The organism is Bacteroides sp. An19 (genome assembly GCF_002160215.1).
In the GTDB taxonomy this organism is placed as follows: domain Bacteria; phylum Bacteroidota; class Bacteroidia; order Bacteroidales; family Bacteroidaceae; genus Phocaeicola; species Phocaeicola intestinalis.
This window is the reverse complement of record NZ_NFKD01000017.1, coordinates 33664-55322: the sequence shown is the minus strand read 5'-3', so window position 1 is coordinate 55322 and position 21659 is coordinate 33664. Positions and strand designations below refer to the sequence as shown.

The following is a 21659-nucleotide window of genomic DNA, read 5'->3' as shown; positions in this document are numbered from 1 at the left end:
CAGCATGCTATGTATCCATAATGATATACATTCAAAATCTATTCCAGTCTGCTGTCAGGGAATAACTGTTCTTTTTCCTTTTTCAAGGTCAAGCATCAGTTTCTTGCCTTCTCTTTCAATTTGTATGATAGAAGAATCGAATAGCGTTTTGCAATAAGGATTGTCGTATCTGTACTTCCAGCGCAAGGGCATGTTTTTATCCTTCGTCCGGAAAGGGGTATCCCAGCCAAAAGAAACCGCGCCTTCGGAAGGAGAACAATAGGTTACATTCAGCCCGTCTGCATCAATGGAGGCTGTAGAAACAGCTTCGATAAAACGGGAAAAACTGTCCCATTGAGATTGGGAACCGGTTTCACAAATCCAGATATTCTGCCGTCCTTGCGCGCGGAAATCACACAGTACTCCTCGGAAATCGGTCGTGAGTTCCGGCGTATTCTGTGAATACAAGGCTACGTAACCATTTCCCTTGCGCCCGAAAATCCATGAACCGGAAATATGTACTTCATCGAATTCCTGTACAGGGAAATAACCGTGTGTGAAGTCCGGCTTCCGGTTATCCGGAAGATTATAGATACATATCACCACATTGCCCGACTGTGCAGCGCGTGGCAAGCTCTCATTGCCCGACCAGTAATTGGGCGAGAACCGCAGATTGTTACCTCCGGGGCAATTGGTATAGACCAATGCCGTATTGCTGAGGGTTGCCTGCCAGATATGCTGCTGATAGCCGGGCGCTCCTTTACGGTAGTCTAAGGCACAGCTTAACATATAGTCGGGAGTACGATAGGTTTCGATGTTGGCTTCTGAAAGTGCAAAGCGGTCCAGACGGTTGCTGACCGTCTTTCCGTATTGGACTACCTCTGCATCGTACTTTTGGATGTAGTCATTGTAATTGCGGTAAGGCCATACATCGTATTTCTCTGAAATCTGTTTTGACATTCGGATGGCGAGCGGATGAATGAATTCCTGCATTCCCCAAAAGAGATGACATTCCGGTTCTTTATCGTATGGGATTCCGTATTGTCCTGCATCTTCTACGTTGATGCTTACCCGTTGGCGGTTGAGCAACGGCGTATGATAATCGGTGGCAATTTCACAGATAATTGGCGGGCAGCGGTAAGAGCTGGTAGAAAGAGCTACTGGACCCATGATTTCGTTCCGGCTGTAGGTTCCGGTTCCAAAAACCAATTTACAAAGCGGACTGGTATTGTGGGTACCGCTGATGATAGAGTTGGCATAGTTGCGTCCGGCAGATGAGCCTAAGAAACCTTGGTAATTGTTCAAGGCGATATCGAACAATAACAGGTCAAGTACCATACCGGCTTTGGTACGGATTGTCCGGTCTTCTGCAAAATCAAACAGATTGGCAAGCAGTAATACTTCCACATCGTAATAAGTAGACATCCATTCGCTGAACCCGAAACGGAAACGATAATCTAGCCATTGCATCAATGGTTTTTGGGCATGGGCCATGTGTTCTCGCCCGGTCATTCCGTTGGTGAACTTTTCCCGTTTGTATAGTTGTCCAGCCAACAGTTCTGCGGTATGATATAATGCCTGATGGTTTTCTGTATGATAGCAACGGTAGGTTGTATCCCGTCTACCATCGTCCCACCAATATTTGAAATCAAGAATGCAAGCCTTGATATCTTCTTTCATACATTCTGGAATATAATCCTGCTGTTCGTCTAAATAGACCATACGCAACAGACCATTGAGTGTAAAATCGTTACAATCATGATTGGAGCGTATGACGTCAATAACTTTACGCATTCTGTCTGGTTCGGCAGGATAACCGGCAGCTGCTCTGGCAGCCTGACGGAATACTTCATATAAGGGGTGACCACTACCTCCGTTCTCCGAATAGTATTGCAGGAATTGCGTCCGACGTTCTTCGTAAGTACCTTGAGGGATAGTCTGATAAACATCCGGTTGCTGTGCCGATATGGAAGCAACAGGAATAAGACTCAATAGTATTAGTAAATATTTCAGCATAATTCATTGTATTAAAGGTTTGTTTCAGTGTTCATACACTCCATTCCAGTCGTATGGGAAAGGTATGGACTGATAATATTTCAATGAGTGTGCAGGTTGTTCGTATTGCGAAGGAATCGGACGGCCCGAATATTGCTGGAAGAACAACAGACATCCGTCACGCCACCAGATGGCCTCCTGCTCCTGATATTTTAGCAAAGTAGCTACATGCCTGAAACGTTCATTGTCGATTTTTCCTTTCAGCGTATCCCATAGTCGTTGCATCTGTCGAACTTCTTCCACCCCTTTGTAATAATGGTCCACCAGCCCGTTCCACAGCGTTTTTCCTGATTTCAATTTATAATCCCACGGTAGCCGGTGGAACCAAAGCAGATAGGACTCGGGACAAGTATTCAGGTCATCAAATTTATCAAATACAGGAGAATGGTATTGGCGGGTTGCTCCACTACCCTGCATAGTACGGTCTACTCCGATGCTGTCTGTCGTTACCTTATGATAGTCGAATGCCGTCCATACCGGATCATTATGCCAAGGTTCAGGACCGTTGTGAGTATCATAATTCATGATATGGTTCAGTCCTAATGGCATGGTATAATTCACATACGCTTCACGAGACATAGACATGATTCGTAATATCGGTTCAAGTACCTCCTGTTTGGTTGAAAAAGTCATTTTTACCCATTCAGCAGCAATGTCAGTGGCATGCATGTCCGGATTCCATGACAGACGTCCGAATGCGTACCAGTTGGCTTGACCGAACAAATGTCCTGTCCAGTTCAAGTCGGTCCCCACATTTGGTACGCCTGCCAGTGCCGACATGCCGTGCGTATGCTGGTAGTTTTGCAATACTTTCGATACGGTAGTGCCTTTCCCGTTGGCATACGTGTCCGATTGGAGCGTTTCTTCGAATAATGTTCCCAGGTATACCAAATGACCGGCATGTCCCAAATTCTCTTGCGTAATTTGGAATTCCATGGCTAATGGAGTGTCAGGCATGCTTCCGAACAATGGATGAAACGGTTCGCGTGGCTGGAAGTCAATCGGACCGTTTTTAGGTTGTACGAAAACATTCTTTCCGAACTGTCCGTCCAACGGCTTAAATTCATTGTAACCGGTGACAACCCGATCTACATGCCGTTCGTTTTGATATACGAACGCTCTCCAGAATACGATACCGCCATAAGGTTCCAATGCTTCTCCTAACAGGTTGGCACCTTCTGCGTGGGAGCATCCATAATCCTGCGGACCAGGTTGTCCTTCTGAATTTGCCTTGACTAAAAAACCACCAAAATCGGGAATCAGCCCATAGATTTCCTTTACTTTGTCTTTCCACCATTGTCTGACCCGTTCATCTTTCGGGTTGGCAGTATCCAGCCCACCTATTTCCTTAGGTGCGCTGAATTTTGCCGTCAGGTATATTTTGATGCCATACGGACGGAATACATCAGCCAGCCCGGATGCTTTTACCAGCCAGTCGGTACGCAGGCTTTTGGCTTCGGCATTCACATTGTTCAAGACAATACCGTTGATGCCGATAGAAGCATTGGCACGGGCATAATCTGTGTAGCGTGGGTCTTTGTAGCGTGGAAGCCTTTCCCAGTTCCAAAGGCTGTATCCGGCATATCCCCGTTCGACTGTACCGTTCAGGTTGTCCCAATGGTTCAGCATGCGGTATTTCAGCTTGGGACTGTCCGCTATATCCAGATGTGCCAATGACTGGTGGGTCTGCATAAGTTGCAGATAGCGGAACACTCCATATAATACGCCTATATCCGTTCGGGCAGCGATAATCGTTACCGCCTTCTTTTCGATATGACTGCTTGCTATAAGGTATCCTTCCTCAGTCAGTCTGTCCAGCTTTCTATAAACGTCCGTATCCTTGAGGCCGGGCAGAGACCGGGGAGTACCTGCAATCAGTGTACCTTCTTTTAATTCGTTCCATGAAGCGATTTCTTGAGAAGAATAATTTAGTAAACCTCTCAATCCTAACTGCAATTCTTTTTTCGCAGCCTTCAATGTATCAGATGAAACAGGGACGAAAAGAGCAATATGCTTTTGACGATATGAATCAAGTAAGGATGCATCTTCTATTGGTTGATAGCGTAGCCATAACTCATATCCGTTTTCGGCACGGACAAGTTGTATGAGACAACACATTATGACGAACACGATACTTCTTGTTTTCATAATCATGTCTTTGATATGTTATTCGATTACACCTGCCCAGCCTCCGTTACGCACCAGCTTCAGGGTCAGTTGGGAAGTACAATCCACATCGGTTTCCTGCTTTTTGTAATCCATAGCCTGACGGTCGGCATTAATGCCGTCCTCAAAATAGGTGAGGTGCATTCGCTTATCTTTCGGTAAAAAGCTCAAATCGAGTTTCAGGGTACGTCCTTCATTGTTGGTAATGGCTCCGATATACCATTTCTCTCCACTACGGCGGGCTATTAGCACATATTCTCCAGCTTTGGCATCCAATACCTTTGTTTCATCCCATGTTACAGGCACCTGAGTGATAAACTCTGTACAAGGACGTTCCCGGTAATAGTAGACCGGATTGTCTGCCAGCATCTGCAAGCCACTCTCAAAAACAACGAACAGCGCCATTTGATATGCACGGGTTCCTGAACCCATGGCATTGGCACGGGTAGAACGGTTATCTTCCGGTTGGGCTGAGAACATGGAACCGGGCGTAAAATCCATGGGTCCTACAGCATTACGCATGAATGGCAGCCAAATACTGTTTTCCGGTTTACAGTTGCCTCCTTGTTCCATGCCCAAGACACCTTCATAAGATATAACATTCGGGTATCTGCGTTCCAAGCCTGCCGGTTTGAAGGAGCCGTGAAAGTCTACCAATAGTTTGTGTTTGGCTGCTTCCCGAGCTACCCGTTCATAGAAATTCACCATCCATTGGTCACTGCGGTCCATGAAGTCTATTTTAACTCCGGCAACTCCCCAGTCGGCAAAAGTCTTGAAAAGGTCGAAATGATTTTCTACAGTCAACCAAGTAAGCCATAAAATGATTTTGACATTCTTCTCTTTGCCGTATTGTATCAGTTCCGGCAGGTTGATATCGGGATTGGGAGTAAAGGGGTCGCGTGTGCTTTTTGCCCATCCTTCGTCCATGATGATATAAGGAACATGAAAAGTAGAAGCGAAGTCAATATAATATTTATAGGAGTCCATGTTATAGCCTGACCGGAAGTCTACACCAAACAAACGGGCATCGTGCCACCATTCCCAGCTAACTTGTCCCGGTTTAATCCAACTGTAATCTTCCAGTTCACAGGGAGAAGACAGGTTGTATGTCATTTCGTTGGCTATGATTTGACGGTCATCGTTTGTAATGACGAAGAAACGCCAGGGAAATGTCCGTGTTCCGGATGTCTTGGCAATATAATCAGCTTCTTTCAATATCTTCAGGCTACGGTCTCCGTCTTCACCGAACTTTAACGGATATTTCGGGAAAAGCGCATGCATTCCATTCTTGCCTGTACTTTTCAGAAACAGACAAGGATAATCGTCCAAATCAGCTTCTGAAATCAAAATCTTATAAGAATGGTCCGTTTCCAACAGGACCGGCAAATAACTCATGCGGTCGGTTGATTGGTAAGCTGTAGTTTCTACATGGGTATAGGGATATTCATAAGATGTCTTGAAACTATTGGGCTGAGAAAGGTGTGCTATATAGTTATCGGGAAAACCAATTGTAAAGTCTTCATCCATAACTTCTACTTCTCCTTCTTTCTCTAGGACAAAACGATAAGCTATTCCCGTATCGAATACACGGAAATCAACCGCATATCCTCCTGCAAAACTTAAACGGAGGGTATTGCAATGATTTCTTACTTTGGCATTCTTCAGGGGAATTTCACGCTGTATGGTTTCATCAATTGTGCCTCGTTTAGTGCGACGCAGACGTGGATTTATGCCTAAGTTCTCTTCTTTTAAGGTCAATCCTAACGTACAGTCTTTCAGCAACAATGTATCACCCGTATAGACTGAATAATAAATTTTGTCTTTCAAGTTGATATTTACCTTCAGCCTGTTATTGGGCGAAGAAATACTGATTTCTTTTCCTTGTACTTGCAGGCAATATATGCACATGCTGCATAGAATGGACAATAATAGAAATGTCTTTTTCATGATATAAATTGATTGATAGGTTTGTTCTTATTCTAAAAATGCCGTGACACACCATAATATTGGAGCTTGCCCGTGCATGTTTCCAGGCAGGGTTCGACGGTTGAGATAGAATTGCCGGTCATTAGTCTTGTTGGTTCCTTCGCATACCCCGTCTATATCTCCTTGCTCATCAATATGACCAGTCAGGGCAATCCACGCTTTGCGGACTGCCGGTGCATATGTTTCTGCTTTTAACCAACCTCGTTTGACTCCTTTTATCATGGCATACGTGAACATGGCGGAGCCGGATGTTTCAGTCCAAGTGGTCGGGTCGTCTACCAATTGTCCCCATAAACCATCTTCTTTCTGATAATCAAGTAAAGTCTTCATCATCTTGCGGTAAGAAGAAAGGATGCGTGGACGGTCCGGATTGTCTTCCGGTAAAAGTCCGAGTAGTTCTGTCATACCGGCAGCCATCCACCCGTTGCCTCTTCCCCAATAGAAAGGTGCATCTTCTGCATGATAAAACAATCCGTTAGGACGTTGTATCTTGTCAAGATAGGCTACCATTTCGTGTGCCGTACGATCAATATAGGTACGGTTTTTAGTTACATAGTAAGCCTGTGATTGGATGGCTGTAATCATAAACATGTCGTCTATCCAATAGCGTGTCTGCCACGAAAGATTTTTGTCTAACAAAGCCTGATATGCCGCCTGATGTTTGTTTTGGCGGGGCATTTGCCATTGGGCGTCGGCATACCACATGCCTAGATGATAATAAACTTCATTACGGGTTTGCATATAAAGTTGCAACGGGATAATGCCGAATACGGTATGGTCTACATGGTCTGGTAAAGGTTGTAAACGGCGTTCCGGACCGAATATAGGCAAGAAGCGTTCTTCCAGTTGTTTGAGTAATTCCCGATTGCGTGTGACATCTGCATAGCGTAAAGCACCAAACCAGGCACAAGTCTCCGGATATGTAATCTCATTGGGAGGAGTGGGATTACCGTCAAAATTGGGATGAGGTACTTCTACGAAACGCTTACTGACCAACTGACCTATCTCTTCCGGTGATGTGCCTTTCGGCCAGTTTCTAAATTCCTGTTGGGCATAGCTTGCCAAAGGCAGGCAAGTTATCATCAATTGTAATAGAATTCGTCTTATTTTCATTCTTTCATTTTATTTGGTTCAACAAATCAAGTTTACCGTCTTGGATGAGTTTTAATATCAATTCACCGAACAACGTGTTTTGCCAGGCAAACCAAGGGCGGGTGAATTTATTAGGGTCATTCTTGTGAAAAGATTCGTGTATGAAGCCTGTGCCGGCATCGGTTTTCATAAGCATTCGGATGCAAGCAGCTATTTCCGCATCATCCTGACTGGTGAAAGCTTTCATCATGATACTCATTGGCCATATCATGTCATAACCGATATGAGGTCCTCCTATACCTTCTCCGGCCGTACCCTTGAAAAAATAAGGATTATCTTCGCTCCATACAAAGCGACGTGTATTCTGGTAAATGGGATCATTTACATCTATATCGCCCAAATAGGGCATTGCCAGCAGGCTGGGCACATTGGCATCGTCCATGAAAAGCTGATTGCCGAATCCGTCTACTTCAAAAGCATAAATGGTTCCATATTGGGGATGATTGAAGGTGGCATATTGGTCTAAAGCCTGCGCCACTTCATCGGCAAGTGCCGTACATTCGTCGGCAAGTTCCTGCTTTTGGTTGACTTCCGACAAAATCCGAGCTGCTTTCCGCAGAGAAGTTACAGCAAAAAAGTTGGCAGGTATCAGGAACTGGTAGGTTGAGGCATCATCAGAGGGGCGGAAAGAAGAGACAATCAGTCCTACAGGTTTTACTGGATGACCATATCCGTTATTTGACATGGTATCCAGTTGCCGTTCCGTTTTTCGTTGAAATGTATAAGGACCGGGACCGTCCTTTCGTTGTTGTTCACGGAAGGTCTTTACAATGTTGCCGATAGCCTCCAGCCATTCTTCCCCGAAGATAGATGCATCTCCCGTCACTTCCCAATAATGATAGGCAAGCCGTAAGGGATAGCATAAAGAGTCTATTTCGTATTTGCGTTCGTGCAGTTCGGGTTTCATGTCCGTCAGATCATTCATCCACGGACCTCCGGTAGGTCCGTCGTTGAACCCATTGGCATACGGGTCGATGTTGATACATTTCCATTGCCTGAGAATGACACCACGAATCATCTTTTTCAAATCTGCATCTTCGTTGGCAAACAGTACATAAGGCCAGACCTGTGCTCCGGAGTCGCGGAGCCACATGGCATGAATGTCGCCGGTATAGACGAACGTGTCGTCTTCCCCGTCTTGTGTCCGGTAATGAACAGTTGTATCCAGGGTATTGGGAAAGCAGTTTTCGAACATCCATGCTAAGTAAGGATTGGTCAGCATCTGCTTGACCTCCTTTATTTTTTTCTCGATGATTTCCGAATGGAAAAGGCGCTCTTCTTTGGGCGGACGTTTCGATACGAATTGTCCGATATTGTCGCGCATAGCTATCCAGCTGCTTTCTGCCGGTACCGGAGCATGCTCCGATGCGAAGAGCGGATAGGAAGTTAAGGCAAGACAGATACAAAGTCCTGCCCGCAATTTGTTGTTGACGAGTTGTTTTTTCATGATAGTGATAGTTTGGTTATTGTTTTTCTATGTCAAAAGCGGATAACCGGGCATACATCTCGATAAGGGCAGCCTGGGTCAGTAACCATTTATGCGTGTCTCCATTTCCGTCGGAACCGGCAAAACGGTTATCATCAAACAATCCTTCTTTATTCTTGTTGCATGCCCATAGTTGGTCCAGTGTCGTGATGAAATCATGCAGATAACGCGGATTGTGATCAATGCGGTACATCTCTTCGAAGCCACGCAACAGGATAGCGGTAAACCATATATTCCCGTCTTTCAATACCTTGTGTGAAGGTTCTTGGGTAGAATGTTGGAAAAAATAAGTGCCGCAGGCTTGAGCCAGCTTCTTGATGGCTTCCAGATATTGCGGTTCGCCGGTCAGCTGGTAAAGCAAGGCACCTGCCTGCAACATTTGTCCGCTATTATAAGCATACTTGGTTTTCCCGATATGGGCATCTGCCAATCGGATATTATCGAAATACAAGTCATCCGCCATATCCTGCAAGGTGTTCTTGGTCCAGTGATACAGCTCCTTGCCGGCTTTCAGATATAGCTCGTTCTTCGTAGCACGATAGAGTTTCAAAGCCAATACGGCGGCAGGTGCATTGGAGCAAGTATTTTTCGAGAATTTCTTTTGTTCGCACCAATAGATGCCGTCTCCCAGCAAGGTATCCCGTCCACTTTCAAGGAAATGCCAGATAGCTTCAGCGGACTCTAAGAAAGCAGGCTTTTTAGTCAGTTCATAACTTTCCACGAAGTCGATGCCCAACCAGATGTTATCATCATAATAGCGGTCGGAAAGTCCGGACGATGTCAGATACGACTGGTAAGCATCCGGCTTGCGGACAGTATCGTGGTAGCATTGAAGACCCGGTAGAATCAGGCTGTCCAGCAGGGTGGCATACCGTTCGTCTCCTGTAACTTTGAGCAGGGCATTTATGGCGGAAAACATGCCGGATGTAGGCCATAGATAAGCGGCTTTATGTACGTGTGCCGTATCGGGCTCTGCCAGATACGTGGCGGTTGCATTCTGTTCGGGAGGATAATTTTCCGAGAAAAGATAAGTCTCCTTTATATGATAATACTGTAATGTACTGTCAAGGAGTGAAGTGGCATGTTGTATGAGCAGTTCTTTTGTAGACAAATGTTGTTTACATGCTGTTTGGTTGCATAGATATGTTATTCCTAACAATATAAATAAAAGTGTTTTTGTTTTTACCATATGCGTTAACTTTATATTTAGGATACGCAAATGTAGTATATGATTTTTGTTTTACTAGTTCTGGTATTGACAATAATGTATGTTGTTATTGTTTTTTTTAAAGATGGAACGGCAGAATGTATTCGTTTTTGCAAAAAGTATATGCTTTTAGTCATCCTTATATGCTATTGTTCTTAGGCTAGAATGAAATGTCCTTCATGTTATCTTGCAAAAACTATTTGATTCTTATTGGTAAAGAGAAGAAAAATCCGTACTTTCGTAATCGGATATGTGGTTGATTTTTTTTTCGGAAAATTAAAAGCTATATGTATTTTTGTTGTGTCCCAGCTTATTGTCCAGGCAGAAGAGGAAGGTCGTTGCGCCGATATGTTAAATAAGTTTTCACCACACCTGTATTTCAAGGAATATGCGTATCTTTGCATCGAATTTAAAAGTGGAAAGATTTGAGTAGCTTGCAACCACGGAAAAAAATGCTAAAACACATTCATCAGATTCTCCCGCATCTTGCGATTCCTACTCTGTCCGTACACGGCATTTATTAATCCTTTTAATTTATAAAACAGAAATGGGATATTTATTCACATCCGAATCGGTGTCTGAAGGACACCCCGATAAAGTGGCGGATCAGATTTCCGACGCTGTGCTTGACAAACTGTTGGCTTATGACCCCAGTTCGAAAGTAGCTTGCGAAACATTGGTCACTACCGGACAGGTGGTGCTGGCAGGAGAAGTGAAAACAAAGGCTTACATCGACCTTCAACGAGTAGCACGTGAGGTGATTAACCGTATCGGTTATACCAAGAGCGAATATATGTTCGAAGGCAATTCGTGCGGGGTACTCTCCGCTATTCATGAACAAAGCCCCGACATCAACCGTGGCGTGGAACGTGAAGACCCTATGAATCAGGGTGCGGGCGACCAGGGGATGATGTTCGGTTATGCAACGAATGAGACCGAAAACTATATGCCGTTGTCGCTCGACCTGGCGCATAAGTTGCTGATTGTGCTTGCCGAAATCCGTCGTGAAGGTAAAGTGATGACTTACCTTCGTCCGGATGCGAAAAGTCAGGTGACTATCGAATATGATGACAACCGGCGTCCGGTACGTATTGATACAATCGTAATCTCTACGCAGCATGATGAATTTATTTTGCCAGAAGACGATACGCCGGAAGCACAGGAAAAGGCAGATCGGGCAATGTTGGAACAGATTCGCAAGGACGTAATCGGCATCCTGATTCCCCGCGTGATAGCCGAGATTCATCATCCGGAAGTGTTGAAGTTGTTCAACGACCAAATCACGTATCATGTGAATCCTACTGGTAAGTTTGTTATCGGAGGACCTCATGGAGATACGGGATTGACCGGGCGTAAAATTATTGTGGATACTTACGGAGGTGCAGGTGCACATGGTGGTGGTGCCTTTTCGGGAAAAGACCCCAGTAAAGTGGATCGCAGCGCTGCATACGCCGCACGTCACATAGCCAAGAATCTGGTAGCAGCGGGTGTGGCCGATGAGGTATTGGTACAGGTGTCGTATGCCATTGGCGTGGCACGTCCTATAAATATCTACGTCAACACTTATGGACGAAGCCATGTAGCCATGAGTGACGGTGAGATTGCGAAGAAAGTAGACGAGTTGTTCGATATGCGTCCGTATGCCATCGAGGAACGTCTGAAGCTCCGTAATCCTATTTATAGTGAGACAGCCGCTTACGGTCATATGGGACGTGAACCGAGAAAGGTGATCAAGCATTTCGAATCGCTTTACGAAGGCAACAAAGATGTGGAAGTGGAGCTTTTCACATGGGAAAAACTGGACTATGTGGATAAAGTGAAAGCGGCTTTCGGGCTGAAGTAAAATAATTATAATGGAAACGCAGATTTTCGCAGATTAAGAAGCTGTTTTGAATTTCTCCAAAAAGTTTTTCTTGGCTTGATGTACCCGTTTTCGTGTGTGCTTTGGGCGATTTTTTGGTCTTTTTCGCTCCTGTTCTTCGTCAGATAGCCCGCTATCTTCCTCATCACAGAAGCGAAAATGCCTCAAAAACTCATCCCAAATCATCGCACGATAAATTCAAAACAGCTTCTAACGCAGAAAGAATTTTTTAATTTATCTGTGAAAATCTGTGAAAATCTGTGTTAATCTGCGTTTCATGAATCACTTGACATTATGAGTGAAATAAAGAATATCTGTGTATATTGTGCATCCAGCCCGCAAATTGCTCCGGTTTATTTTAAAGCTGCCGAAAGGCTGGGATATCTTTTGGCGGAAAAAGGGATAAACTTGATTGATGGGGCAGGTAAGGTAGGGTTGATGGGGTGCCTTAACAATACAGTCCTTGCTGCAGGCGGTACGGTAACGGGTGTTATTCCCCGGTTTATGGTAGAGCGGGGCTGGCATCATTCCGGCTTGACACAGTTGGTGGAGACAGAAACGATGCACGAGCGTAAGAGCTTGATGGCGCGTATGTCGGATGCTGTCATTGCGCTTCCTGGAGGATGTGGCACGATGGAAGAATTGTTGGAAGTCATTACGTGGAAGCAACTGGGACTTTACCTTAAACCGATTGTTGTCTTGAATATCCAAGAGTTTTATAATCCGTTGATAGAAATGTTAGAGAAAGCCATCGGCCAGCAATTTATGCGTCGCGAACACGAATCGCTTTGGCAAGTGGCCTTTACTCCCGAGGAAGCTGTGGAGCTATGCGTTTCTCTTCCGGCATGGGACAAGAAAATCTGTAAATTTGCAGCTGTATGAACGATACATGCTCCGTCGGATTCGAATACATTGTCGAAAAGGTACACGAAGAGTCCTTGCAACTCGATAGTGCCTTGGTGAGAAGTATGCAGACTGTTTCTGGTATGCCGGGTGAGGTTTTACCTTACCAGATTCGTTCCGAATGGTCGGTTACGTGCCTGCTTTTGTTTTGTTTCCTTGTGTTTTCGCATATTGTGAAGAATGGAAAGAAATATATCATCCAGCATATCAGAAGCCTGTTTCAGCGCAAGGACCGCAGTAGCCTGTTCGATGAGGTGCAAGGTACGGACAATGGGTATACGATGGTATTTCCACTCTTGACTTGTATTTGTTACGGTCTGTTTTTCTATTATTATTCGGTGGAGTCATTTCCGGCATTGGTTTATATTACTCCTCACGAGGCATTGATTGGTGGGTACATTTTGTTGTCGATTTTTTATATGTTGTTCAAGTGGGGAAGTTATAATTTTGTCAACTGGGTTTTCTTTGAGAAGGAGCAAAGCAAGGCGTGGATTCAGACATACTTCGACCTTCTTAGTGCCCAATGTTTCCTGTTGTTGCCTATTATCTTGTTCATTATTTACTTTCGTCCCGATGTCATTATTAGTAATATATTGATAACTTTTACGTTGATTTCCGCTAAAATATTGTTATTTTATAGGGGATTTAGGAACTTTTTCAACCAAAGTTATGGTTTTCTACATTTTATTCTGTACTTTTGTGCCCTCGAAATGGTACCCCTTTTGCTGTTGGCGAAAGGTATCCTCTATATGAACCAGATTGTGATTTTAAATTTTTAGTGCCTTGAAGATTAAAAAAGTCCTCGTTTCTCAGCCTAAACCTACATCAGAAAAGTCACCTTATTTTGACATTGCTGAGAAGTACGGAGTGAAAATAGATTTTCGCCCGTTTATAAAAGTTGAGAGTTTGTCGGCAAAGGAATTTAGACAACAGAAGATTTCCATATTGGATCATACTGCCGTCGTATTTACTTCGCGTCACGCCATAGACCATTTTTTCAACCTTTGTGCGGAGTTGCGTGTAACTGTCCCTGAGACGATGAAGTATTTCTGTACTTCGGAAGCCATAGCTTTGTATATTCAGAAATATGTTCAATACCGTAAAAGAAAAGTATTCTTCGGCGCTACGGGCAAGTTTGTCGATTTAGTGCCTGTAATTGTGAAGCACAGTACGGAGAAGTATCTGATTCCGATGTCGGACGTGCATAACGATGAAGTGAAAGACTTGTTGGATAAACATCACATCCAACATACTGAAGCGGTGATGTACCGTACCGTAAGTAATGATTTCACACCGGAAGAAGATTTTGATTATGATATGCTGATTTTCTTCAGTCCGGCTGGAATCCAATCATTGATGAAGAACTTCCCTAAGTTCGAGCAGAAGGATATCGCCATCGGAAGTTTCGGACCGACTACGGCAAAGGCGGTAAAAGATGCAGGATTGCGTCTGGATTTGGAAGCTCCTACGGTAGCTGCTCCTTCGATGCCTGCCGCATTGGATATGTTTATCCGCGAACATAATAAATAAGATTCATCGGTATATATTGAAACGCAGATTAACGCAGGTTGGCGCGGATAGTATAATATAAATCTGTGAAAATCTGCGTTAACCTGCGTTTCTTTAATATTCAAATTATGACAGAACCGGTAAAAAAAACTTTTCCGAAAAAGGAACATTTAAGCAGCTTGCTGGTGATTGACAAATTGTTTGCAGGAGGCAGCAAGTCATTGGCTGTTTTTCCTTTGCGTGCTGTTTATATGCCAGTGGAAAATGCAGGTCTTCCTGAGGTCTCTGTCTTGATTAGTGTCTCTAAAAAGCGTTTCAAGCGTGCGGTAAAACGCAATCGGGTGAAACGGCAAATCAGGGAAGCCTACCGTAAAAACAAGTCTCTGCTGACAGATGCTTTAGAAGCGAAAGGCAAGAAACTTGCGGTCGCTTTCATTTGGCTCGATGATGAGCTTCATGCTTCTCCGGAAGTAGATGAAAAGGTGAAAAAGTTGCTCCAGCTGATAGCGGAGCGTGTCGGATGAAGCATGAAAAAGATACTTTCGTTTTTGCTTTTACTTCCCATTTATTTTTATCGGAACTGCATTTCTCCCTTTACGCCTCCATCGTGCCGGTTTACACCCACATGTTCGGAATATGCCGTTCAGGCAATAAAGAAACACGGTCCGTTCAAAGGGCTTTACCTTGCCATACGCCGCCTGTTGCGGTGCCATCCGTGGGGAGGTTCGGGATACGACCCTGTTCCTTAGTTATTCACTACAGAGGATTCTTAATTCTTCATTCTTCATTTATTATGATGTGTTTTGATGTCCATACTCATCACTTATCTGCATGTCCTTCCGAAGCTATATTCAATGCCGATAGCAAGTATATTCCTTTACCCGATGAAGCTATGTGGCTTTCGGTGGGGATACATCCGTGGTATCTTACTTCCGAGAATTATCCGATGCAGCTCCGGTGGATAGAATCTGTGTTGGGAAAAGACAAGCGGGTGATTGCTTTGGGAGAAGCGGGGCTTGATAAGTGTTGTCATGCGCCTTTTTCCTTGCAAGAGGAAGCTTTCCGCATGATAGTTTCTCTTTCCGAACACTACAGCCTGCCTCTGGTTATCCATGCCGTAAAGGTTTATAATGAATTGATTGCCTTGAAAAAAGAAATTCATCCTTCCCAGCCTTGGATTGTCCACGGCTTTCGGGGAAAGAAGGAACTGGCGCAGAGCCTCGTAAGGCAAGGGTTTTACCTCTCTTTCGGCGAACATTATCACGCGGATGCATTGCGGTATATGCCTGAAGGAACCTTCTTGCTGGAAACCGATGAGAGCCGTGTGCCTATCCATACCTTATACCATAGGGCGGCAGAGATACGCGGAATCCATCCGGAATTATTGGCGGATAATGTCAGCCGGACGGTTAACTCGCTCTTTTTTAACCGGTAAAAATTGGTTATTCAGATAAAGTGTCGTACTTTTGCCGTTGACTTTAATATAATGTTAAACTAAGAATCTCATTCGATGAATTTTGTAGAAGAATTAAAATGGCGCGGAATGGTGCATAACATGATGCCGGGCACAGAAGAATTGTTGGAAAAAGAAATGGTAACGGCTTACTTGGGTATCGACCCTACTGCCGATTCCTTGCATATCGGACACTTGTGTGGTGTAATGATGTTGCGGCATTTCCAGCGTTGCGGACACAAGCCTTTGGCTTTGGTGGGCGGAGCTACGGGTATGATTGGCGACCCTTCCGGCAAATCGCAGGAGCGGAATCTGCTGGACGAAGAAACCCTGCGCCATAACCAAGAGTGCATCAAGAAACAGTTGGGCAAGTTCCTCGACTTCGAGTCGGATGCCCCGAACCGTGCAGAACTGGTGAACAATTACGATTGGATGAAAGACTTCACCTTCCTCGATTTTGCCCGAACCGTAGGCAAGCACATCACCGTCAACTATATGATGGCGAAGGACTCGGTGCAGAAACGCTTGAACGGCGAGGCACGCGACGGACTTTCATTCACCGAGTTCACGTATCAGCTGCTCCAGGGATATGACTTTTTGCATTTATATGAAACCCGCGGATGCAAGCTCCAATTAGGCGGAAGCGACCAGTGGGGGAACATCACTACGGGTGCCGAATTGATTCGCCGTACCAATGGGGGAGAAGTGTTCGCCCTTACCTGTCCGCTGGTGACGAAAGCCGACGGCACGAAGTTCGGCAAGACCGAAAGCGGAAACGTATGGTTGGACGCACGTTATACCTCTCCTTATAAATTCTACCAGTTCTGGCTGAACGTGAGCGATGAAGATGCCGAACGCTACATCAAGATATTCACTTCGCTTACGAAAGAAGAAATCGATGCGCTGATTGCCGAGCATAAGGAAGCTCCACACTTGCGTGTGCTCCAGAAACGTCTGGCACGAGAAGTTACCGTCATGGTACATTCTGAAGAAGACTATAATGCAGCGGTAGAAGCATCGGGCATTCTTTTCGGAAACGCCACTTCTGATGCCTTGAAGCGTCTGGACGAAGACACGTTGCTTTCCGTATTCGAAGGTGTGCCTCAGTTTGAGGTGGCTAAGAGCGAAATAGAAGCCGGCATCAAGGCTGTAGACTTGTTTGTGGAGAAAGCCGCTATTTTCCCCTCGAAAGGCGAGATGCGTAAGATGACGCAAGGCGGAGGCGTATCGCTGAACAAGGAAAAGCTTACCGCATTCGACCAAGTGATTACTGCCGATGATTTGCTGGATGAGAAATACTTGCTTGTTCAGCGCGGCAAGAAGAATTATTATTTGATTATCGCGAAGTAAGTATAAAGCTATTCACCACAGATTACACGGATTTTAAAGTTATAGTCAATCAGAAATGAGCGAAAAATCCGTTAATCTTTTATATTGAACACAGAGACGCAGATACACGGAGAAATTGACAATAAAAAACTCTGTGCCTTTGTGTCTCCGTGTTTAATTCTATTCATAATCAGCTGGGTTTGGCTATTGTTTTCACAAAGATAGCGTATTTTGGTTTCCTTTTCTTGAAAAATTCCGTAATTTAGCGCGCGAAATGAAAAATAAAGGAATTATGAAGATAAATGTTTGTAAAAGACTGATGTTTGCCGTATGCTTTGCTGCAGGCGTGGCGGTTTACGGACAAGATGCAACGGGACATGTCAATCCGTTCCTGAGCGAATTCAATACGCCTTACGGGGTTCCGCCGTTCGAACAGATTACGGTTGCGGATTACCGTGAAGGGTTCCTGAAAGGGATGGAAGAGCAGAAACAGGAAATCGATGCCATAGTAAACCAGCGCTCGATGCCCGATTTCGAAAATACCATTGTGGCACTCGACCGGAGCGGAGCGATGCTGAACCGGGTGGCGTATGTGTTCTTTGGGCAGAGCGGATGCAATACGAACGCCGAGATGCAGGCGTTGGAGCAGGAAATGGCTCCGTTGCTTTCGGCTCATAGCGATGATATTTCGCTGAACAAACGCTTGTTTCAGCGGGTGAAGGAAGTATATGAGAACCGTGCGAAATTCAATCTCGATAAGGAACAGGCTAAGTTGTTAGAGGAAACGTATAAAAGCTTTGTACGGAGCGGAGCCAACCTGAGCGATGCCGACCAGCAGAAGCTTCGGGCGTTGAACGAGAAGATTTCGACGCTTCAGATTACGTTCGAGCAAAATATGCTGAAAGAAACCAACGCTTTCAAGCTGGTCATTACGGACGAGAAAGACTTGAGCGGGCTGCCAGCCAGCCTGATAGCACAGGCCGCCGAGACCGCTAAGGGCATGGGTGAAGAAGGCAAATGGGTGTTTACCTTGCATAACCCCAGCATCATGCCTTTCTTGCAATATGCCGATAACCGTGTGTTGCGCGAGCGTATTTATAAGGCTTATATCAATCGGGGAAATAACGGGAACGATGCCGACAACAAGCAAGTGGTGCGCGACCTGATTACGGCACGTCTGGAAAAAGCCAAGCTGATGGGCTATGAAGACTATGCCTCGATGGTGTTGGAAGACCGTATGGCGAAGAACGAAAAGAACGTGTACGACTTGCTTAACCAGCTTTGGACACCTGCTCTTGCCAAGGCGAAGGAAGAGTTGGCTGATATCAAGGCGGAAATCAAGCGCGAGGGCAACGATTTTGAGCCGGAAGGCTGGGACTGGCGTTATTACTTCGAAAAAGCGAAAAAGCATAAATACGACATGGACGAGAACGAAATCCGTCCGTATTTGGAACTGAACAACGTGCGCGACGGTGCTTTCTATATGGCAAAACGCTTGTATGGCATTACGTTCCGTCCCTTGGAATACATGCCGAAACCGCACCCCGAAGCGCAAGTGTTTGAGTGTATCGACAAGGACGGAAAGCCCTTGGGCATCCTTTATTTCGATTTCTTCCCACGTGCCAGCAAGAGCGGAGGCGCATGGTGCGGCGAATACCGTCCCCAGTCGTATGATGAGAACGGCAACAAGGTGGTGCCTGTAGTTACGATTGTATGCAACTTCACCAAGCCATCGGCAGGTGAGCCTGCCCTTTTGAGCCCGGATGAAGCGACTACGCTTTTCCATGAGTTCGGGCACGGGCTGCATTCGCTCTTTTGCGATGTGCACTATACAGGCGTGAGCGGTGTGCCCCGCGATTTCGTGGAGCTTCCTTCTCAAATCGACGAGCATTTCACCTTCGAGCCGGAAATGCTGCAGGTATATGCGAAACATTACAAGACAGGCGAGGTCATGCCGACCGAACTGGTAGAAAAATACGACAAGAGCAGCAAGTACGGACAAGGTTTCGCTACGGTGGAATACCTTGCCGCATCGCTTCTGGATATGGATTTCCACACGCTGAAGTCGGTGCCTGCCGATATGGACGTGATGGAGTTCGAAGCCAAGACCTTGGGCGACCGTGGTTTGCTGAAGCAGATACCGTCGCGTTACCGCACTACGTATTTCGCGCATACCATGGGCGGAGGCTATACCGCCGGATATTATAGCTACATCTGGGCGGAAGTGCTCGACTGTGATGCGTTCGGAGCATACGTAGAGAGCGGAAACCTGTTCGACCCCGAAGTGGCAAGTAAGTTCCGCAAGTATGTCCTCACGCCGGGCGGCATTGATGACGCGATGGATATGTACGTCAATTTCCGCGGAAAAGGTCCCGATATCAAGTGGTTGCTCGAGAAGCGTGGCTTGGATACTCCTGCGCCTTTGAAACAAGATAAGGAATAAACATAGTTAATTAACAATTAAAAGTGAATAGTTAATAACGGCAATCAGAGACATCCACCGTTATTAACTATTCATTGTTCATTATTAATTATTCACTCTTAATTATCTCCGACATGCCGGACCTATCATTTTCGTTTATCTATACCTCCTATTATAAGAAAGCGTTTAGCTTTGCCAAGTCGTATGTCCACGATGAGGCGGTGGCAGAAGATATTGCTTCGGAAGCGCTGATAGCTTTGTGGGAGAAAACAAAGGTAGAGTCTGCCGAGCAGGTGGCACCTCTTTTGCTGACTATTCTGAAAAATAAGACATTCTTTTGCGCATGTAAATATTACTCAGATAGGCCTTTAGCAGTCCGATGGAAATCGAGGGATAGTATCGTTGGCGCATGACCTTTGCGATGTTTACCGATGCCAGTGAAGCATTGAAAGCGAAATCAAGTTTCCTCAAGTCCCTTGCCTGACAATCGTTGAGTCCGGTGAACTGCTTGGAATCCCGAAAGCAAAACTCGATCTGGAATCGTGTACGGTAGTATTCGATGATGTCTCTGGCCGACATGTCAAGGTCGGTGGAGAAATAGATTTTGTGTCCTCCCGATTCGGGATAATGGACCACGACTTTGATGTTGCGTTTCATTGCCTTTGAATATGCCTTGACTGAGTAAGCCCTTCCTCCTTCAATGTCGCGAATCTCGCAACGCTGAAGGTCGAGTTTCTCAAAAATCAATCTTCCCGCCTTTGATACGCGGCCGTCCACGCTTGCCTGTGCGGACACCGTCATGTGCATACCACAAGGCGGCATCATGCAGTCCCGACTGTCAATGTCGATAATGCCGATGCCGAGAATTTCCACTCCCCGTTTCACCTGAGAAGCACATCCCGACCAGAACTTGCCGATATAAGGAGTCTTCTTTCCCGACTTTGAAATGTAGCTCACGTCTATGGCAATGGCTTTTCTAACGCTTTCTCCAAACCGCTGCCACATAAGGAAGAGATTGAACTGTATCCAGTCAAACTCACGTTCGAACAACTGCCGGAAGCGTTGTTCCGAGTTGTCCGAGTAACGGCCCATTTGGGTGAAATTAATCTTTCTTGGCAGTACCATATACAAAATCATGAGTTGGATGAATGCCGTTTTAAAACTTTTGCGTAACTTTGCTGAACAACTTTTCAAAGCATCGGTTACGAGTTCCTCATATTGGTCAAGTACTGTTTTGTTTATTGCTTTAATGTGTGGTTGGATACCATTAAAGGTAATGAAAATCAGCCACTTGACCTATTTTGTTCTGCTAAACTTTATTAATTAACTTGTTTGTTATCAACGGATTAGATATCAATTTAACGAAGTATTATATGGTACCTCCAATCTGATATTGGCCGTTTCAAACAGGTCCAATTGCACTTGGGTACTTATATATCCTCTGTCCCCTATGACTGTACAATTACTATAATCCACTTTCACATCCTTCAGGTAATGAATGTCATGCACACTTGCCTTAGTGAGGTCAAAGGAATGGATGACACCACTTAACCCACAGACTGCATGGAGTTTATGCCCATAGTAATACATGCTTTGTGATGCGCAGTAGCCTACCCCAGGTGCTTTACTAAAATCCTTCTTTCCCATACTGCAACGTTTGGAACGGGCAATACGACATACTTCTATCGGCTTCGAATCAATACAGAAATAGTCTTCACCACCATCCATTTCAGAAACCATTCTTTCTCGGATTGCATTACATAGGGAGGACGTTATTTTACGCCTGTCATTGTATTGTCGGCGGGAAATAAGGTTGGGTATTTCAACCCTATATTCCTGTAGCTTTGCAAACAACAGCGACTCACTGTCAATACCAACAGCCTCTGATGCCATGTTCAAAGCCACTACTTCAAGGTCTGAGAATCTAGGGACGACTCCTCGTCTTGGCACATTCCCAGATTCATTGACTAAATTGCCGGCAATTTGCTTGCATATGTTCAGTAATTTTGCGAATATTGCATATAAGTTGTGCATACGATATTTGTCTATTAAAAGTTTGGTTACATTTAATTTACTAAATATCAACAATATGCGCAACTTTTTAAACATAATTCTCAAACCAAATTAATTCCGCCAATAGGTTTATATTAG

The 21659-nt window shown here is 45.1% G+C and carries 17 protein-coding genes and 2 pseudogenes; 10 read left to right on the top strand and 9 right to left on the bottom strand.

All coding sequences use genetic code 11. From position 1 onward, the window contains the following. Positions 1–54: 54 nt before the first annotated feature. From B5F25_RS08850 to B5F25_RS08825, 6 genes are all read right to left on the bottom strand, one after another. A complete protein-coding gene (locus B5F25_RS08850; protein ID WP_087248999.1) occupies positions 55–1995 on the bottom strand; it encodes a hypothetical protein in 1941 nt (646 codons plus the stop codon). Between the two features lie 24 nt (positions 1996–2019). Continuing rightward, positions 2020–4182: an alpha-glucuronidase family glycosyl hydrolase gene (locus tag B5F25_RS08845; RefSeq protein WP_087249017.1), complete on the bottom strand. Its 2163-nt coding sequence runs from the start codon at positions 4180–4182 to the stop codon at positions 2020–2022. Between the two features lie 18 nt (positions 4183–4200). After that, positions 4201–6147: a glycoside hydrolase family 97 protein gene (locus B5F25_RS08840; protein WP_087248997.1), complete on the bottom strand. Its 1947-nt coding sequence runs from the start codon at positions 6145–6147 to the stop codon at positions 4201–4203. Positions 6148–6174: 27 nt separating this feature from the next. Further along, positions 6175–7299: a glycoside hydrolase family 88 protein gene (locus tag B5F25_RS08835; RefSeq protein WP_022039960.1), complete on the bottom strand. Its 1125-nt coding sequence runs from the start codon at positions 7297–7299 to the stop codon at positions 6175–6177. Between the two features lie 4 nt (positions 7300–7303). Beyond that, positions 7304–8662 carry a glycoside hydrolase family 125 protein gene (locus B5F25_RS08830; protein ID WP_087249015.1) on the bottom strand — a complete coding sequence of 453 codons (1359 nt, stop codon included), beginning with the start codon at positions 8660–8662 and terminating at the stop codon, positions 7304–7306. A gap of 139 nt (positions 8663–8801) precedes the next feature. After that, positions 8802–9935 carry a glycoside hydrolase family 76 protein gene (locus B5F25_RS08825; protein WP_241148383.1) on the bottom strand — a complete coding sequence of 378 codons (1134 nt, stop codon included), beginning with the start codon at positions 9933–9935 and terminating at the stop codon, positions 8802–8804. A 643-nt stretch (positions 9936–10578) separates the two neighbouring features. Between B5F25_RS08825 and metK the strand changes: the two genes are divergently transcribed. Further along, positions 10579–11874: a methionine adenosyltransferase gene (gene metK, locus B5F25_RS08815; protein WP_022039956.1), complete on the top strand. Its 1296-nt coding sequence runs from the start codon at positions 10579–10581 to the stop codon at positions 11872–11874. 33 nt (positions 11875–11907) lie between these two features. Here the strand turns inward: metK and B5F25_RS21640 are convergent, their stop codons facing one another. After that, positions 11908–12078: a hypothetical protein gene (locus tag B5F25_RS21640; RefSeq protein WP_158098091.1), complete on the bottom strand. Its 171-nt coding sequence runs from the start codon at positions 12076–12078 to the stop codon at positions 11908–11910. A gap of 108 nt (positions 12079–12186) precedes the next feature. Here B5F25_RS21640 and B5F25_RS08810 point away from each other — a divergent pair, with 108 nt between their 5' ends. The 9 genes and pseudogenes from B5F25_RS08810 to B5F25_RS08770 form a co-directional block, all read left to right on the top strand. After that, positions 12187–12774, top strand: coding sequence for a TIGR00730 family Rossman fold protein (locus B5F25_RS08810; RefSeq protein ID WP_087248991.1), 588 nt, complete (start codon positions 12187–12189; stop codon positions 12772–12774). Beyond that, positions 12771–13574 (top strand): DUF4271 domain-containing protein, encoded by an 804-nt coding sequence (locus tag B5F25_RS08805; RefSeq protein ID WP_087248989.1) that lies wholly within the window; start codon positions 12771–12773, stop codon positions 13572–13574. The genes B5F25_RS08810 and B5F25_RS08805 overlap by 4 nt, the downstream gene beginning before the upstream one ends. Positions 13575–13578: 4 nt before the next feature. After that, on the top strand, positions 13579–14325 hold the full coding sequence (locus B5F25_RS08800) for a uroporphyrinogen-III synthase (RefSeq protein ID WP_022039953.1): 747 nt from the start codon (positions 13579–13581) through the stop codon (positions 14323–14325). Positions 14326–14432: 107 nt separating this feature from the next. After that, positions 14433–14828 (top strand): ribonuclease P protein component, encoded by a 396-nt coding sequence (gene rnpA, locus B5F25_RS08795; protein ID WP_087248987.1) that lies wholly within the window; start codon positions 14433–14435, stop codon positions 14826–14828. A 3-nt stretch (positions 14829–14831) separates the two neighbouring features. Continuing rightward, entirely contained in the window at positions 14832–15053 is a 222-nt protein-coding gene (gene yidD, locus B5F25_RS08790) for a membrane protein insertion efficiency factor YidD (protein WP_013618288.1), read from the top strand. Between the two features lie 44 nt (positions 15054–15097). After that, positions 15098–15739 carry a TatD family hydrolase gene (locus B5F25_RS08785; RefSeq protein ID WP_087248985.1) on the top strand — a complete coding sequence of 214 codons (642 nt, stop codon included), beginning with the start codon at positions 15098–15100 and terminating at the stop codon, positions 15737–15739. Between the two features lie 75 nt (positions 15740–15814). Next, positions 15815–17107 (top strand): tyrosine--tRNA ligase, encoded by a 1293-nt coding sequence (tyrS, locus tag B5F25_RS08780; RefSeq protein WP_013618290.1) that lies wholly within the window; start codon positions 15815–15817, stop codon positions 17105–17107. A gap of 271 nt (positions 17108–17378) precedes the next feature. After that, entirely contained in the window at positions 17379–19529 is a 2151-nt protein-coding gene (locus B5F25_RS08775) for a M3 family metallopeptidase (protein WP_140406896.1), read from the top strand. A 113-nt stretch (positions 19530–19642) separates the two neighbouring features. Next, positions 19643–19837: pseudogene (locus B5F25_RS08770) on the top strand (sigma factor); the annotation flags it as partial. On the opposite strand, the gene B5F25_RS22730 reads toward B5F25_RS08770, so the two are convergent. Both B5F25_RS22730 and B5F25_RS08760 read right to left on the bottom strand, forming a co-directional pair. Continuing rightward, complete coding sequence (locus tag B5F25_RS22730; protein WP_343206228.1) at positions 19821–20309, bottom strand: transposase; 489 nt, start codon at positions 20307–20309, stop codon at positions 19821–19823. The pseudogene B5F25_RS08770 and the gene B5F25_RS22730 overlap by 17 nt on opposite strands. Positions 20310–20879: 570 nt before the next feature. Beyond that, positions 20880–21617 (bottom strand): annotated as a pseudogene (locus tag B5F25_RS08760) (IS982 family transposase); the annotation flags it as partial. Between the last annotated feature and the right edge of the window lie 42 nt (positions 21618–21659).

Excerpts from the sequence above, each read along its gene's own strand:
- metK (WP_022039956.1), top strand. The coding sequence starts at position 10,579 with ATGGGATATTTATTCACATCCGAATCGGTGTCTGAAGGACACCCCGAT.
- B5F25_RS08775 (WP_140406896.1), top strand. The coding sequence starts at position 17,379 with ATGAAGATAAATGTTTGTAAAAGACTGATGTTTGCCGTATGCTTTGCT.
- B5F25_RS08850 (WP_087248999.1), bottom strand. The coding sequence starts at position 1,995 with ATGCTGAAATATTTACTAATACTATTGAGTCTTATTCCTGTTGCTTCC.
- B5F25_RS08785 (WP_087248985.1), top strand. The coding sequence starts at position 15,098 with ATGATGTGTTTTGATGTCCATACTCATCACTTATCTGCATGTCCTTCC.
- B5F25_RS08835 (WP_022039960.1), bottom strand. The coding sequence starts at position 7,299 with ATGAAAATAAGACGAATTCTATTACAATTGATGATAACTTGCCTGCCT.
- B5F25_RS08805 (WP_087248989.1), top strand. The coding sequence starts at position 12,771 with ATGAACGATACATGCTCCGTCGGATTCGAATACATTGTCGAAAAGGTA.
- yidD (WP_013618288.1), top strand. The coding sequence starts at position 14,832 with ATGAAAAAGATACTTTCGTTTTTGCTTTTACTTCCCATTTATTTTTAT.
- B5F25_RS22730 (WP_343206228.1), bottom strand. The coding sequence starts at position 20,309 with ATGACGGTGTCCGCACAGGCAAGCGTGGACGGCCGCGTATCAAAGGCG.
- rnpA (WP_087248987.1), top strand. The coding sequence starts at position 14,433 with ATGACAGAACCGGTAAAAAAAACTTTTCCGAAAAAGGAACATTTAAGC.
- tyrS (WP_013618290.1), top strand. The coding sequence starts at position 15,815 with ATGAATTTTGTAGAAGAATTAAAATGGCGCGGAATGGTGCATAACATG.
- B5F25_RS08830 (WP_087249015.1), bottom strand. The coding sequence starts at position 8,662 with ATGCGCGACAATATCGGACAATTCGTATCGAAACGTCCGCCCAAAGAA.
- B5F25_RS08810 (WP_087248991.1), top strand. The coding sequence starts at position 12,187 with ATGAGTGAAATAAAGAATATCTGTGTATATTGTGCATCCAGCCCGCAA.
- B5F25_RS08840 (WP_087248997.1), bottom strand. The coding sequence starts at position 6,147 with ATGAAAAAGACATTTCTATTATTGTCCATTCTATGCAGCATGTGCATA.
- B5F25_RS21640 (WP_158098091.1), bottom strand. The coding sequence starts at position 12,078 with ATGATTTGGGATGAGTTTTTGAGGCATTTTCGCTTCTGTGATGAGGAA.
- B5F25_RS08845 (WP_087249017.1), bottom strand. The coding sequence starts at position 4,182 with ATGAAAACAAGAAGTATCGTGTTCGTCATAATGTGTTGTCTCATACAA.